Here is a 13,858-nt window from a genome sequence, read left to right on the forward strand (position 1 = left end):
GGAGCCGCGCGGCGATGCGCGACGGCCGTCATGTCACCATGCTCACCGAAGGCACCTATCCGCATGTCCACGGCGGCGTCAGCACCTGGTGCGACCAGCTCGTCAGGGGCATGCCCGACGTCGAGTTCCACCTCGTGTCGCTCACCGGCACCGGCCGCGAACCCGTGACCTGGGAGCTGCCGCCGAACGTGTACCGGCACACCTCCGTACCGACCTGGGGCCCACGCCCCGGCCACGCCCGTGGCCCGTACGGCAGGGCCCGCCGCCGCTTCACCGACGCCTACGAGCGGCTGCTGCTCGCCGTCCTCGACCCCGACGCGCCCCGCGCCTTCGGGGAGGCGCTGTACGAGCTGGCCGAACTCGCCCGCGACGGCCGTCTGTCGGCGGCCCTGCGCACCGAGTCCGCGCTGCGCTCACTGATGTGGATCTGGACGATGCCCCATCTGCCGACGGCCGCCGCGAACCCCACGGTCCACGACGCGCTCACCGCGACGGACCTGCTGGAACACGCCCTGCGGCCGCTGGGCGCCCGTATACCCGAGGACTGTGTGGCCCACGCGGTCAGCGGCGGCCTGGCCACGCTGCCCGCGCTCGCCGCCCGTGAGCTGGACGGCGTGCCGTTCCTGCTCACCGAGCACGGCATCTATCTGCGCGAGCGCTACCTCGGCCAGCGCGGCGGCGACCAGCGCTGGCCCGTGAAGGCCTTCATGCTCGGCTTCCACCGCGAACTGACCAGGCTCGGCTACCGCGCGGCCGACCTCATCACCCCGTGCAACCAGTACAACCGCCGCTGGGAGGAGCGCGGCGGCGCCGACGCCGAGAAGATCCGCACGGTCTACAACGGCGTCGATCCGGCCGCCTTCCCGCACGCCGGCCCCGAACCCGAGCTGCCCACCCTCACCTGGTGCGGCCGGATCGACCCCATCAAGGACCTGGAGACACTGCTGCACGCCTACGCCCTGGTCCGCGCCGAGATCCCGGAGACCAGACTCCGCCTGTTCGGACCCGTGCCGCCGGGCGGCGAGGAGTACCGCACCGAGCTGGAGAAGCTCGCGGCCGAACTGGGCGTCACGGACGGGCTCACCTTCGAGGGCCGCGTCGACGAGGTGTGGCGCGCCTACGCGGCCGGGCACGTGGTGATGCTGTCCTCCATCTCCGAGGGCTTCCCGTACTCGATCATCGAGGCCATGTCCTGCGGCCGTACCACCGTGTCGACCGACGTCGGCGGGGTCCGCGAGGCGGTCGGCGACACCGGACTCGTCGTACCCCCGCGCGAGCCGGAGGCCCTGGCCGCCGCCGCGCTCACCCTCCTCCGCGACGACGAACGCCGGCTGCGGCTGGGCGGGTCGGCACGGCAACGGGTGATCGACCGGTTCACCCTGCGGCGCTCCCTGGACGCCTTCCGCATGGTCTACCGGGAACTCGCCGGCCGGGACGAGGTCGTGTACGAGCCCGGTCCCGAGACGGTCGACGACTGGATCGCCGAACTGCGCGATCCCTGGTACCGGAACGTGGCGGCGGACGGATCCGACTGGTGAGCGGCAACCTCCCGACGCCTTCGGGCGCCCGGCGGGGCGCCCTCTCCGCCGTCCCACGGCAGCGCCGCAGAGCCCCCTGGGCCCCACCCGACCCCCTCGACCGGCTCACCGAGGAGTACCGGGAGTTCGTGGCCGCCGCCGTCCACCCGGACGAGGTCGCGGCCCGACTGGAGGCCGACGGCGTGTCGGACGACCAGAGCCGCGAACGCTACGGCTGCCGCAACTCCTTCGCCCTCGCCGAGGAGTTGTACGAGCGGGTCGAGCGCGCCCACCCCGAACCGGACGGCCCGGCACCCGACCCCTGGCGGATCGGCCTACTGGGCTGCCTGCTCAGAGGCGTGGTCTTCGCCCTCCCCGGCCTCGCCCACGTCCTGGGCGCACCCCTCCTCACCGGCCCCCGGGACGGCTTCGGGCTCCCCGCCGGCACGGTTCCGCTCCTGGCAGGCGCGCTGTGCGGCTGGACGTGGAACCAGGGACTCGCCCACCGGGCGTACTCCTGGCTCGCGCTGGGCGACCGCGACGCGTGCCGCCGCTGCCTGGCCGCCGGGGCCCCGGCGGGCGCGTTCCTCGGCACGGCGGTCGCCTTCCTCGCGGCGCGCGGCGACGACGCGGGCGCGGTGGCCTTCGCCGCCGGACAGTCCTGCTACCTCGGCGCCGCGACCGTCCTGCTCGTGACGGGGCGCGAACGGGCCCTGCTGCACAGTCTGTCGCCGATGGCGGCGGGCGCGCTGTTCGCGCTGGCCCGGCAGGTGCCCGACTGGTCCCGGCTCACCCTGCTGGCCGGCTCCCTGTCGGTGGTCGTGGTCCTCGCGGTCCACGAAGTGGCGCCCGCCCTGCGGGAGCCGGGCACCCGAAGCCGCCGGACCGGGCTCAGCTCCCCGCGGTCCATCGGCGCCCCCGCCGGCGTCCCGGAGAGGGACCCGTCGGCTCCCCGGCTCTCCGCCTCCCTCCCGTACGCCCTCTTCGGCCTGGGCACCGGGGTGCTCGTGCTGTACGCGGCCGTCGGAGACGTGATCGTCCACGAGGGGGAGGGCACGGTCGCCGTACCGGCCGCCGTGGCACTCACGCTCAGCATGGGGCCCGCCGAATGGCTGTTGTACCGCTTCCGCAGCGACGGCCTCGCGGGCCTGCGCTCCACCAGCACACCGGGGGCCTTCTGGCGCACCACCTCCGTGAACCTGGTCCAGTGCCTGGCCGGCTATCTTGCCGCGCTGCTCGTCCTGGCCCACGCCACGGCCGCGCTGTGGCCCGGCGCCCCGGGCCTCGACGCCGTCCACCTCGCGGGCCTGCTCCTGCTGGGAGCGGCCCTCTGGACCGGCCTGCTGCTCCAGTCGTTCGGCGCCGTCCCGGGCGCCGCCGCCGTGTGCTGCGCCGCCGCCCTCGTCCAGACCGTGACCCTGGCGACGCACACGGGCGCCCCGCACCTGACCGGCCTGCTGGTGTACGGCGCCGCGGCCGGCCTCCAGGCGGCCCTCGTCTGCGCACTGCTGGGGAGGGCGACGGCCCATCGATGAAGACGCACACCTCCTCCCACCCGTCTCTCCTGGTTCCCTACTACGAGCACCCCTGCGACCGTCCCGCCGAATGGGACGCCCTCGTCGCGGCCGCGCCCCGGCTGTACGGCGTCGTCCTCAACCCGGCCGACGGGCCGGGTGACGCCCCCGACCCGGCCTTCCTCCAGGTCGCCGGCCGGCTGCGGGCCGCGGGTGTACGGCTTCTCGGGTACGCCGACACCGGGTACGGCCGCAGACCCGTCACCGAGGTCGTACGGGACCTGACCAAGTACCGCGCCTGGTACGGCACCGACGGCACCTTCCTGGACCAGGTGGCCGCCGGACCGGGTGAGTTCGACTACTACCGCCGGGTCGCGGCGGCCGTCTGGGGGGCGGGTCACGCCACCCTCGCCCTCAACCCCGGCACGCCGCCGCACCCCGCCTACGCCCGGATCGCCGACCTCGTCGTCACCTTCGAGGGCACCTGGGAGACCTACCGGGACCTGCCGCCCGAGCCGTGGCCGGGCGGCAGCGGCGGCCTCGGCACGGTGGTGTGTCATCTGGTGCACGGGGTGCCCTCGGACATCGATGTCGGCGCTCTCGCCCGAGTCCGGGGCGCCTCCGTGCACTGCGCGGTCCCCGGCGTGGGAGATCATCCCTGGGGTACCCTGCCGCACGCCCTGGAGCCCACCCGATGAGCCGACTCCTCACCCGCAGCGCCCTGTTGTCCCTGCTTCTGCTGGCGGCCGGGTGCACGACCGCCCCCGACGACAAGCCGGAGGCCGGTCGCGGGACGGACGGGGGCCCGCGTTGGCGGCCGGAGCCCGGTACACCGTGGCAGTGGCAGCTCAGCGGGCGCCTGGACACCTCCGTCGAAGTCCCCGTCTACGACATCGACGGCTTCGACCACTCCGCGGACACGGTCGCCGAGCTGCACGACGACGGCCGCAAGGTCATCTGCTACCTGTCGACCGGCGCCTGGGAGGACTGGCGGCCGGACGCCGACGCGTTCCCCAAGTCGGTGATCGGCGAGGGCAACGGCTGGAAGGGCGAGCGCTGGCTCGACATCAGGGAGACCGACGTCCTCGAACCCCTCATGGCCGCCCGTATCGACATGTGCGCGGAGAAGGGCTTCGACGCGGTCGAGCCCGACAACATGGACGGCTACCGCAACGACACCGGCTTCCCCCTGAAGTCAGCCGACCAGCTCCGTTACAACCGTCTCATCTCCCGCCTCGCCCATGAGCGGGGCCTCGCGGTGGGCCTGAAGAACGACCTCGACCAGATACCCGAGCTGGTCGACGACTTCGACTTCGCCGTCAACGAGCAGTGCGCCCAGTACGAGGAGTGCGACGAGCTCACCCCCTTCATCGAGGCCGGAAAGGCCGTCTTCCACGTCGAGTACGAGATGAGGACGGGCGACTTCTGCCCCGAGGCCCGGCGCTTGGAGCTCAGCTCCTTGCTCAAGGAGTGGGAGCTGGGGGTGTGGCGGAAGACCTGCTGAGCGTGCGGGGGCGGGCCGGTCGAGGACTCGCCCGAAGCCGCAGTCGAGGGCTCATCCGAACGTGAACACGACGAGGGCCGCCGTCGCGGCGGTCTCCGCCAGCCCGCCGAACACATCACCCGTGACACCGCCGAACCGCCGCACGCAGTGCCGCAGCAGCGACTCGGCGGCGGCACACGCGACGACGACCGCGAGCACCGTACGGCCGAGGTCGTACGGCCCGAGGAGCGCCCCGCCGATCGCCGCCGCACAGCCGACGACTCCGGCCACCAGCAGCGCGGCCCGCACCGGCACCACGCCCGCCACCGCCGCCCCCAGTCCCTCGGGCCGGGCGGCCGGTACGCCCGTGCGCGCGGCCAGGGTCAGGGCCAACCGGGCGGCGCTCGCGGAGACGACGGCCGCGAGGGCGCCCAGCGCCCAGGAGTCGCCGTACGCCTCGGTGAGCGCGGCGACCTGGGCCAGCAGCACCAGGACGAGGGTGATGACGCCGAACGGCCCGATGTCCGACTGCTTCATGATCCGCAGGGCGTCCTCGGCCGGCCTGCCGCTGCCGAGCCCGTCGGCGGTGTCGGCGAGCCCGTCCAGGTGCAGGCCCCGCGTGAGGACCGCCGGTACGGCGACGGAGGCCACGGCGGCGAGCAGGGGACCGGCGCCGAGGAGCAGAAGGAAGCCACCGGCCACGGCCGAGCCCAGACCGACGACCAGCCCGGCGACCGGTGCGCACAGCATCCCGACGCGTGCTGCCTCGCGGTCCCAGCGGTTCACCGTCACCGGCAGCACGGTCAGGGTGCCGAAGGCGAAACGCAGACCGTCGAAGAGGGTGGGCCCGGAGGCGGGGGGCAGGGCCTCGGGCTGGTCGGCCGGGGGCTCGGGCGTCGCGGGTTCGGGGGTCGTGGACACCGGCGCAGGCTACCCGGCGGCTCGGGGGCGTCCAGGGGTGGCGATGGATAAAGTTCACATATGGGTCACTGGTGGGAACGGAACATCATCGAACCGGGCAAACTGCCCCTGCTGCTGGCCCTCACCGCATTCGTACTGACGTTCCTGATCACCCGGGTCATCACCCGTATGATCCGCGCGGGCAAAGGGCCCTTCCGTAACATCAGCGGCAGCGGCGGCGTCCACATCCACCACGTCGTCCCCGGCGTCGTCCTCACCCTCGTCGGCGGGTTCGGCGCGGTGGCCAGTGACGGGCACGGCTTCGGCGCGCTGATCTCCGCCGTGCTGTTCGGCATGGGCGCGGGTCTGGTGCTGGACGAGTTCGCCCTGATCCTGCACCTCGACGACGTGTACTGGAGCGAGGCGGGCCGCAAGAGCGTCGAGGTGGTCGTGCTGACGGCCGCCCTGGTCGGTCTGATGCTGATCGGCTTCCTCCCCTTCGGCGTCAACGACCTCGACGACGAGGAGGTCCAGGGCCGGGGCGCCGTCATGGTCAGCATGGGCGCGAACTTCCTCATCGCCCTGATCGCCCTCGCCAAGGGCAAGGCCCGCACGGCGATCTTCGGCGCGGTCGTCCCGATCATCGCCGTCATCGGGGCCGTCCGCCTGGCCCGCCCCACCTCCGCCTGGGCCCGCCGCTTCTACCGCCGCCGCCCCCGGGCCCGCGCCCGCGCCTGGCGACGCGCCTACCGCCACGACCGACGCTGGGCGGGTCCCGGCCGCCGCCTCCAGGACTGGATCGGCGGCACCCCTGACACGGCACCGGAGCCGGAGCCCCGCACCGGACCGCCGCCCTCCGCCGACCCGCCGGGCCCCGGCCCGTCAGGCCCCCGCCCATGAGCCCCGGCCGGGTCGGACGCAGGGCCGTCGGGTCGCGGGCCGTGAGTCCGGGGTGGGTCGGATGCCGGGCCGTCGGGGCGCGCCGGGCCGCTCGGAACGGCTGGGCCGCGCTGACGTACGGCCAGGATCCCGCAGACCACCAGCACCGCCGCGATCGCCGCCAGATGCTCCTTGCCCGCGAGGTTCTCCTTCACCAGCACCTCGACGACCATGGCCACGACGACCGCGCCCACCGTCCCGTACGCCCGGTAGCGCCAGCCGACGAACACGGCGAGCCCCACCACGGCCGCCGACGGCCCGGTGTCGATGACCCGCGCGTCCGAGGCCGGCAGCCCCACGAAGAAGACGTCCGGGCCGAGCGCGATGCCCACGCGGGCGTACAGCGTGCCGGCCAGTGTGGCGACGTACGCGAGCGCCAGCGTGCGCCACCGCCCCAGACAGAGCTCCGCGATCCCGAACACGATCAGGATCTGCGCCAGTGCGCCCCACACCGGCAGATCCAGCGCCGGTACGAAGAGGGAGAGCGGCGTCCGCAGCAGCGCCGGCCAGAGCGGGTCCTCGGCACGCACGGCACCCACGTTCTCGATGAACCGGTGGCCCCAGGACCGGCCGTGCACGAGGTGGACGACGGACGTGAGGCAGACGGCGGTCAGCGTCATGGGGAGCGCCCGCAGTCGCCGGCGCACGAGCGCCGGGCGCACGGCTTCGCACAGCGGCCCCCATTCGGCGCGGGCCCAGCGGACGACGACCGCCTTCATGGGCGCGTCCGCCCGAACGCCCTCGTCGGTCTCCTGGGTGCGCCCCATCGGCGGGTCCTCGTCTGTGCGGTTCCGGGTGCCTGCGGTGCGTCCGGCCGCGGCGCCCGCCACGTGCGAAGACCCACCCGGACACGGCGAAGTTGAGCCGGACCCGCGTGATCCCGCTCTCTCCGGCACGGTCGGCGTGTCGAACCGCGCCCGCCGTGGGGTACGACGGCACCCGCACCCACCGCTCCTGGACTAGGTCGCGTCGTACTCCTCGGCCGGCGACTTGTCCTCGGTCTCGGTCTCGGTCCCGGTCTTCTCCGGCTCCGCCGGTTCCCGCTCCGGCAGCTCCGCCGCCAGTGCCGCCGCGGCCCGCACCAGGGGCAGTGCCAGCAACGCCCCCGCGCCCTCCCCGACCTTCACCCCGTGGTCCAGCAGCGGTTCGATGGCCATCCGGTCCAGCGCCTTGGCCTGGGCCGGCTCCCCGCTGATCTGCCCGGCGAGCCACCAGTCCGGCGCCCGGAAGGCCACCCGCTGGGCGACCAGCGCGCACGCCGCCGACACGACCCCGTCGAGGATCACCGGCATCTTCCGTACCGCGCTCTGCAGCAGGAACCCGGTCATGGCGGCGAGGTCCGCCCCACCCACGGTCGCGAGCAACTGCAACTGGTCCCCGAGCACCGGCCGAGCCCGCCGCAGGGCGTCCCGTACGGCCGCGCACTTGCGCATCCACGTCAGATCGTCGATCGCCCGGCCGCCCCGCCCGGTCACGACGGACGCGTCGGTCCCGCACAACCCGGCCACGAGGACGGCCGCCGCCGTGGTCCCGCCGACGCTCACATCACCGAGGACCACGAGGTCGGTCCCGGAGTCCGCCTCCTCGTCCGCGAGGGCGACGCCCACCCGGAACGCGGCCTCCGCCTCCTCCGTCGTCAGCGCGTCCTCGACATCGATACGCCCGGACCCGCGCCGCACCCTGTGCCGTACGACCTGCGCGGGCAGCGCCTCCGGATCGCAGTCGAGCGAGAGGTCCACCACGCGTACGGGAACGTCGAGCCGCCGGGCCAGCACCGACACCGGGCTGCTGCCGTCGAGCACGGCCCGCACCAACTGGTCCGCGGTGCCCGCGGCCCGCGCGGAGACACCGAGTTCGGCGACGCCGTGGTCGCCCGCGAACAGCACCACACGGGCCTGCCCGATCGGCCGCACCGGCACGGCCGACTGCGCCGCCGCCAGCCACTCACCCAGGTCGTCGAGGCGGCCCAGCGCCCCGGGCGGCACGATCTGCCTCTCGCGTCGCGCCTCGGCGTCGCGGCGCACCCCACCGTCGGGGCGCTCGATCAGATCGGTGAAGTCGTCGAGATTAAGCGAGCTCATTCGCCGAACAGTACCGGCAGCGATCGAACACGACAGCGCCACACCGAGACCCCGCGACGCACGGCCGCCGCACCACACCACCGGCACGTCATTGCGCCCGGGACCGCCATCACCTACGTACCTTTTTGAGGTGAATGTCCACGCCATGCCCCGTTGCCTCAGGAGCCGCCATGCCCCCCGTCCCGCGGCCGGACCACGGCCGACCAGCCCAGGGCGCCGATCCCTTCCACGAGCCGCGCCGTGACGACTGCCCTTGGTGCGGCTCGCGCCAGTTGCGTACGAGGGCGCGCGCGCCGGAGAGGGGACGGCGCACGCCGGCCGCGTTCGTGGTCGACGAGTGCCGGGACTGCTCCCACACCTTTCAGAACCCCCGGCCCACGGTGGACGGACTGCTGCTCCGCCATCACCAGCAATCCGCCGAGGACCACAGCCGCCCGACCCCCGCCGGGCGGCTGCGCCGGCACCACCGGGCCGCCGCCCGCGCGCTGCTGCCGTACCCCGAACCGGAGAGCTGGCTCGACGTCGGCACCGGCCTCGGGTACTTCCCGGAGATCGCGCGCGAGATCCACCCGTACACCGTCTTCGACGGCCTCGACCCGACCGCGCGCGTCGCGCACGCCCAGGCCGCCGAGCGCGTCGAGGAGGCGTATCAGGGACTGCTCACCGACCCGTGGATCGTGACGCGGCTGCGCGCCCGCTATGACGTGGTCAGCATGTTCCGCCACCTGGAACACACCGCCGACCCCCGAGAGGAACTCCGCGCCGCCCACGAGGTCCTGCGCCCCGGCGGCCATCTCCTCCTCGAAGTCACGGACGGCGCCCGCCTCTTCGGCGCGCTGCCCGTCCGGGGCCGCCGGCTCCGCAAGTCGTCCGCCCGCCCGCGCCCCCTCCACCTCATGCCCCTGCGCAATCTGCTCGCCGAGCTGAGGTCACTGGGCTTCGAGATCCTGGCCGCCCGCCCCTGCACCTCCCTCCCACCCCGAACCCACCGCGTCCTCGCCCACCGCACCCCCCGACCGACCGCCCCCACGGTCCCCCGGCCCCCCAGACCTCCGATTTCGTCGGCCCACCCTTCAGCCCCGTAGGGGCAACGCCTGCCCCGCCACCACCAGCAGTACGTGCTCGCACTCCGCCGCGAAGGCCGCGTTCAGGCGGCCCAGTTCGTCGCGGTAACGGCGGCCGGAGGCGGTGGCCGGCACGATCCCTGAGCCGACCTCGTTGGAGACGGCGACCACCGTGCGGCGCGTGTGCCGCACGGCTTCGGCCAGTTCCGCGACGCGCGCCCGGAGCGCGCGCTCCCCGCCCCCGGCCCACTCGGCGTCGTCCCACGCCCCCACCGAGTCCATCGCGTCGGTCAGCCACAGCGACAGACAGTCGACGAGCAGCGGTGGGCCGTCGTCGTCCTTCAGCAGCGGCACCAGGTCGCAGGTCTCGACCGTGCGCCACGAGCCCGGCCTGCGCTCCCGGTGGGCGGTGACCCGCGCGGCCCACTCCCCGTCCCCGTTGCGCGTCCCGCCGGTCGCCACGTACAGCACGTCCGGGAACGCCTCCAGCCGCCGCTCGGCCTCCACCGACTTCCCGGACCGTGCCCCGCCGAGCACCAGCGTGCGACGCGGCACATCGGGCACGTCCTCGTAGGCGCCCACGGCCAGCGTCGTCCCGTCCGGTACGGCACGCGCGCCCGCCGCCGCGAGCCGACGCGGCAACTCGCCGTCCGGCGGCACGTCGTGGTCGATGTGCACGGCGACGACATCGGTGGTCGGCCCGATCGCCCCCGCCGCCCGTAGCCGCGCCAGGGCGTCCGGCCGCCCCAGCACATCGGCGAGCACCATGTCGTACGGCTCCACCCGCCCCTCCATTCCGGCGGGCGCGCCCCCCGGCGGCAGATACAGCAGCCGCTGTCCGCCCGGCCCGGTCACCGCGTATCCCGTGCCCGGCGAGTCCAGGGCCTGCGCCCGCACCCGGTGCCCGGTCAGCAGCGCCAGCTCCCGCCCGTCCGGCACCCGCCCCGGCTGCGGCAGCCCCGCCGGGACCTCCACGGGGGGCCCGTCGTGCGGATGCGACAGCAGTACCTGCCGTACGCCGGTCAGCGACCGCCCGGCGCGCGCGGCGGCCAGGGCGGCGCCCGGAGTGAGGTCGAGCAGCAGCGTGTCGTCCACGAGCAGCGCGGTCGCCCCGCGCGCGGCAGCGGCGAGCGCGGTCGCGCACACCGCGCATGGACAGTCGGGGCGGGGAAGCCCCGCGGGGGCACCGGTGCCGAGCAAAGTCAGTTCCACACCCCGATTTTCCCGTGTCCGGATGAACACCCGCAGGTCTTGCTCGTCCGACTAGGCTCAAGGGGAACCGGATCTTGCTCGGTGCCGAGTGCGGTACCGGGCCGGTACTTACGGAGGCTCACATGACGGCATGGACGTGGCGTTTCGAGAAGTCCGACGGTGCGGAGGTCCAGCCCGCGGTCCAGCCCGAGGAGTTCACGACGCAGGGGGACGCCGAGTCGTGGATCGGGGAGCACTGGAAGGCGCTGCTGGAGGGCGGCGCGGACCAGGTGCGTCTCTTCGAGGACACGGCGGAGATCTACGGGCCGATGAGCCTCCACGCACAGGAGGCGTAGCGCTCCGCTTGGGGCGGGGCTTCGACACGGGGCTCCGCCCCGGTCCCCGCGGGGGGACCCGGAGGGTGGGGGTGCGTCGGCGGGTGCGGGTGGTATGTGGTTGCTCGCGCGGTTCCCCGCGCCCCTGAAGGGCGCGGCCCTGTTCCTGAAGGGCACGGCCCCGCTCCTGAGGGGCGCGGGGAACCGCGCGACCGGCCCCCACCAACCCGCACCCGCCGACGCACCCCCACCCTGGGCTGTCAGGCGCCCTCAGCCGCGCACACCGCACAGGTGCAGCAGGGCCGCCACCTGCCGGTAGGGATCCGTCCGCCCAGCGCGCTCCTCCGCCGCGAGCAGCGCGTCCAGCGCTCCCGGAACCTCCGGGGCCCCCGCGTCATCGGCGGCGAGGTCGGTGAAGACCCGCACCCCGTACCAGGCGTGCAGCGGCGCCCCGATCCCCGCCAGGGTGTCCGTCAGCGCCCCCAGCCGATCCGCCCGTACATCCAGCCCGAGCCGATTCCGGTACGCGGTGGTGTCGAACGCGGCCAGCGCCCCGGCCCAGTCACCGGCCAGCCCCGCCCGCATGGCGAGGGCGTCCCCGTTCCGCACCAGCAGCGACAGCAGGCCACCGGGGGCCAGCATCCGGGCCAGGCCGGCCAGCAGCGCGTCCGGTTCCTCGACGTACATGAGGACCCCGTGACAGAGGACGACGTCGAAACTGCCCGGCAGGAAATGCACACCCGTGTCCCGGCCGTCGCCCTCGACGATCCGCATCCGGCCCCGGATGCCCTCGGGCTCGGCGGCGACCGCCTCCCGGGCCACGGCGATCAGCTTCGGCTCGCGCTCGATCCCGGTCACCGCATGCCCGGCCCGTGCGAGCCGCAACGCCTGCGTGCCCTGCCCCATGCCGACGTCGAGCACCCGCAGCCGCTGCCCGACCGGAAAGCGTCCGGCTATCTGCTCGTCCACCTGACGGGAGACCAGTTCCTGTCGTACGACCTCGCGCAGGGTCCCCAGCCGGTCCAGCCAGGCCTCTGCCGCACCCCCGGAGAAAGCGGTCGTGCTCAGGGCCGCTCTCCGCGCTTGACCTGCGGCTTCGGCAGCCGGAGGCGACGCATCTGGAGCGTGCGCATCAGGGCGTAGGCCACGGCGCCCTTCTTGCTCTCGTCGGGGAAGCGCGCGTTGAGCTGCTTCTTCAGACGGAAGCCGAGGCCGATCGAGTCGACCACGATCAGGATGATCACGCCGAGCCACAGCAGCAGTGCCACGTTCTGCAGCGTCGCCTGCTGCACCATGCTCAGCACGAGGATGATCACCGCGAGAGGCAGGAAGAACTCGGCGATGTGGAACCGCGAGTCCACGTAGTCCCGGGTGAACTTGCGCACCGGCCCCTTGTCCCGCGCGGGCAGATAGCGCTCGTCGCCGGTCGCCAGCGCCTGGCGCTGCTTCTCCAGCGCGGCGCGGCGCTCGTCGCGGGAGCGCTTGGCGGCCTCCTTGCGCGTCGTGGGCGTGTTGGCCACGCTCCGACGCTGGGACTGGGCCACGCTCCGCTTGGGAGTGGGCCGCCCCTTGGGGGCCTGCGGATCACGGGTCTGCTTGGAGTTGGTCACCGGCGCCTGATCGGCGGCCGTTGCCTTCTCGTTCTTGGCGCGGCTACGAAACACAAAACCCTAGGGTACGGGGTGCCGGGGCATGGACCCCAGCCAGGTGGGGAACGATCCGGCAACACCCGGCGTCTGTGCTGGGGACAGAGCCGGGGCGAATGTGGCCGGGGATTCCGAGAACTCGGAAAAAACTCGGAAAAGGGGGAGTGCGGTGAAGGTTTCGTCCGTGCGGGGCTGAGGTATCCCCGGGGCGGCCCGTACGTGACCCCGGGAGGCACCTACTCCCTACGCCGGAGCGAGGCCGGCCACAGTCGTCCTTGGGGATGACCGCATCCGTCCCCGAACAGTGCGGTAATGGATGCAGGGCCCGTACTGTGGGTTCTGTCGCAGACCTGTGAGCTGGAGTCCGTCAGAAGGGGGCGCGCGAAGCCCATGAGCGGTGTCATGAAGCGTATGGGGATGATCTTCCGCGCGAAGGCGAACAAGGCCCTTGACCGGGCCGAGGACCCGCGCGAGACCCTCGATTACTCGTACCAGAAGCAGCTGGAGCTGCTCCAGAAGGTGCGCCGGGGCGTGGCCGATGTCGCCACGTCGCGCAAGCGCCTGGAGCTCCAGCTCAACCAGCTCCAGTCCCAGTCCTCGAAGCTGGAGGACCAGGGCCGCAAGGCGCTCGCGCTCGGCCGTGAGGACCTGGCCCGCGAGGCGCTCTCGCGCCGCGCCGCGCTCCAGCAGCAGGTGACGGACCTGGAGACGCAGCACTCCACCCTCCAGGGCGAGGAGGAGAAGCTCACCCTCGCCGCGCAGCGCCTGCAGGCCAAGGTCGACGCCTTCCGTACGAAGAAGGAGACGATCAAGGCCACCTACACCGCCGCCCAGGCCCAGACCAGGATCGGCGAGGCCTTCTCCGGCATCTCCGAGGAGATGGGCGACGTCGGTCTCGCCATCCAGCGCGCCGAGGACAAGACGGCACAGCTCCAGGCCCGCGCCGGCGCCATCGACGAGCTCCTCGCCTCCGGCGCCCTGGACGACCCGTCCGGCATGCACAAGGACGACATCCAGGCCGAGCTGGACCGCCTCTCCGGCGGCACGGACGTCGAGTTGGAGCTCCAGCGCATGAAGGCGGAGCTGGCGGGCGGCTCGTCCGCGCAGCAGCAGGCCATCGAGGGCGGCACGGGCCAGTCGGCCCAGCAGCGGTCCCCGCAGCAGGACACCCCCCGCTTCGACAAGTAA

Annotated in this window: 13 protein-coding genes and 1 pseudogene; 8 read left to right on the top strand and 6 right to left on the bottom strand. The window is 73.6% G+C overall.

The genetic code is table 11. The annotated features are described in order from the left end of the window. Positions 1 to 14 precede the first annotated feature (14 nt). From pelF to ACFY9I_RS28680, 4 genes are read left to right on the top strand one after another with little or no spacing between them, the layout of a single operon-like run. Positions 15 to 1,538: a GT4 family glycosyltransferase PelF gene (gene pelF / locus ACFY9I_RS28665; RefSeq protein ID WP_391006784.1), complete on the top strand. Its 1,524-nt coding sequence runs from the start codon at positions 15 to 17 to the stop codon at positions 1,536 to 1,538. Continuing rightward, the gene (locus ACFY9I_RS28670; protein ID WP_391006786.1) at positions 1,535 to 3,052 is read left to right on the top strand and encodes a hypothetical protein; all 1,518 of its coding nucleotides are present in this window, start codon (positions 1,535 to 1,537) and stop codon (positions 3,050 to 3,052) included. Before pelF ends, ACFY9I_RS28670 begins: the two co-directional genes overlap by 4 nt. Beyond that, on the top strand, positions 3,049 to 3,729 hold the full coding sequence (locus ACFY9I_RS28675; RefSeq protein ID WP_391006788.1) for a spherulation-specific family 4 protein: 681 nt from the start codon (positions 3,049 to 3,051) through the stop codon (positions 3,727 to 3,729). The genes ACFY9I_RS28670 and ACFY9I_RS28675 overlap by 4 nt, the downstream gene beginning before the upstream one ends. Further along, positions 3,726 to 4,535: an endo alpha-1,4 polygalactosaminidase gene (locus ACFY9I_RS28680; protein ID WP_391006790.1), complete on the top strand. Its 810-nt coding sequence runs from the start codon at positions 3,726 to 3,728 to the stop codon at positions 4,533 to 4,535. Before ACFY9I_RS28675 ends, ACFY9I_RS28680 begins: the two co-directional genes overlap by 4 nt. Before the next feature lie 51 nt (positions 4,536 to 4,586). On the opposite strand, the gene ACFY9I_RS28685 is transcribed toward ACFY9I_RS28680, so the two are convergent. Beyond that, on the bottom strand, positions 4,587 to 5,378 hold the full coding sequence (locus ACFY9I_RS28685) for an adenosylcobinamide-GDP ribazoletransferase (protein WP_391006998.1): 792 nt from the start codon (positions 5,376 to 5,378) through the stop codon (positions 4,587 to 4,589). Positions 5,379 to 5,495: 117 nt separating this feature from the next. On the opposite strand from ACFY9I_RS28685, the gene ACFY9I_RS28690 reads away from it, so the two are divergent. Beyond that, entirely contained in the window at positions 5,496 to 6,314 is an 819-nt protein-coding gene (locus ACFY9I_RS28690) for a hypothetical protein (protein WP_391006792.1), read from the top strand. 104 nt (positions 6,315 to 6,418) lie between these two features. Here ACFY9I_RS28690 and ACFY9I_RS28695 read toward each other — a convergent pair. Further along, a pseudogene (locus tag ACFY9I_RS28695) lies at positions 6,419 to 7,072 on the bottom strand (hypothetical protein); the annotation flags it as partial. Between the two features lie 240 nt (positions 7,073 to 7,312). Beyond that, positions 7,313 to 8,434, bottom strand: coding sequence for a nicotinate-nucleotide--dimethylbenzimidazole phosphoribosyltransferase (gene cobT, locus ACFY9I_RS28700; protein ID WP_391006794.1), 1,122 nt, complete (start codon positions 8,432 to 8,434; stop codon positions 7,313 to 7,315). Positions 8,435 to 8,604: 170 nt separating this feature from the next. Between cobT and ACFY9I_RS28705 the strand changes: the two genes are divergently transcribed. Beyond that, the gene (locus ACFY9I_RS28705) at positions 8,605 to 9,519 is read left to right on the top strand and encodes a methyltransferase domain-containing protein (protein ID WP_391006796.1); all 915 of its coding nucleotides are present in this window, start codon (positions 8,605 to 8,607) and stop codon (positions 9,517 to 9,519) included. On the opposite strand, the gene ACFY9I_RS28710 is transcribed toward ACFY9I_RS28705, so the two are convergent. Next, positions 9,508 to 10,710 (bottom strand): bifunctional adenosylcobinamide kinase/adenosylcobinamide-phosphate guanylyltransferase, encoded by a 1,203-nt coding sequence (locus ACFY9I_RS28710; RefSeq protein WP_391006798.1) that lies wholly within the window; start codon positions 10,708 to 10,710, stop codon positions 9,508 to 9,510. The two genes, ACFY9I_RS28705 and ACFY9I_RS28710, sit on opposite strands and share 12 nt — an antisense overlap. Positions 10,711 to 10,832: 122 nt before the next feature. Here ACFY9I_RS28710 and ACFY9I_RS28715 point away from each other — a divergent pair, with 122 nt between their 5' ends. Next, positions 10,833 to 11,045, top strand: coding sequence for a hypothetical protein (locus tag ACFY9I_RS28715; protein ID WP_391006800.1), 213 nt, complete (start codon positions 10,833 to 10,835; stop codon positions 11,043 to 11,045). 249 nt (positions 11,046 to 11,294) lie between these two features. Here ACFY9I_RS28715 and ACFY9I_RS28720 read toward each other — a convergent pair whose 3' ends face one another. Both ACFY9I_RS28720 and ACFY9I_RS28725 read right to left on the bottom strand, forming a co-directional pair. Next, positions 11,295 to 11,930, bottom strand: coding sequence for a methyltransferase domain-containing protein (locus tag ACFY9I_RS28720; protein WP_391007000.1), 636 nt, complete (start codon positions 11,928 to 11,930; stop codon positions 11,295 to 11,297). Between the two features lie 158 nt (positions 11,931 to 12,088). Next, positions 12,089 to 12,688 (bottom strand): DUF3043 domain-containing protein, encoded by a 600-nt coding sequence (locus tag ACFY9I_RS28725; RefSeq protein ID WP_391006802.1) that lies wholly within the window; start codon positions 12,686 to 12,688, stop codon positions 12,089 to 12,091. A gap of 372 nt (positions 12,689 to 13,060) precedes the next feature. Between ACFY9I_RS28725 and ACFY9I_RS28730 the strand changes: the two genes are divergently transcribed. Then, positions 13,061 to 13,858: a PspA/IM30 family protein gene (locus ACFY9I_RS28730; protein ID WP_391006804.1), complete on the top strand. Its 798-nt coding sequence runs from the start codon at positions 13,061 to 13,063 to the stop codon at positions 13,856 to 13,858.

The sequence above is a fragment of the Streptomyces sp. NPDC012510 genome (assembly GCF_042955065.1).
GTDB lineage: Bacteria > Actinomycetota > Actinomycetes > Streptomycetales > Streptomycetaceae > Streptomyces.

Bases quoted from the DNA above. Each gene is read 5' to 3' on its own strand.
- pelF (WP_391006784.1), top strand. From the start codon at position 15: ATGCGCGACGGCCGTCATGTCACCATGCTCACCGAAGGCACCTATCCG.
- ACFY9I_RS28675 (WP_391006788.1), top strand. From the start codon at position 3,049: ATGAAGACGCACACCTCCTCCCACCCGTCTCTCCTGGTTCCCTACTAC.
- ACFY9I_RS28680 (WP_391006790.1), top strand. From the start codon at position 3,726: ATGAGCCGACTCCTCACCCGCAGCGCCCTGTTGTCCCTGCTTCTGCTG.
- ACFY9I_RS28690 (WP_391006792.1), top strand. From the start codon at position 5,496: ATGGGTCACTGGTGGGAACGGAACATCATCGAACCGGGCAAACTGCCC.
- cobT (WP_391006794.1), bottom strand. From the start codon at position 8,434: ATGAGCTCGCTTAATCTCGACGACTTCACCGATCTGATCGAGCGCCCC.
- ACFY9I_RS28705 (WP_391006796.1), top strand. From the start codon at position 8,605: ATGCCCCCCGTCCCGCGGCCGGACCACGGCCGACCAGCCCAGGGCGCC.
- ACFY9I_RS28715 (WP_391006800.1), top strand. From the start codon at position 10,833: ATGACGGCATGGACGTGGCGTTTCGAGAAGTCCGACGGTGCGGAGGTC.
- ACFY9I_RS28720 (WP_391007000.1), bottom strand. From the start codon at position 11,930: ATGGGGCAGGGCACGCAGGCGTTGCGGCTCGCACGGGCCGGGCATGCG.
- ACFY9I_RS28730 (WP_391006804.1), top strand. From the start codon at position 13,061: ATGAGCGGTGTCATGAAGCGTATGGGGATGATCTTCCGCGCGAAGGCG.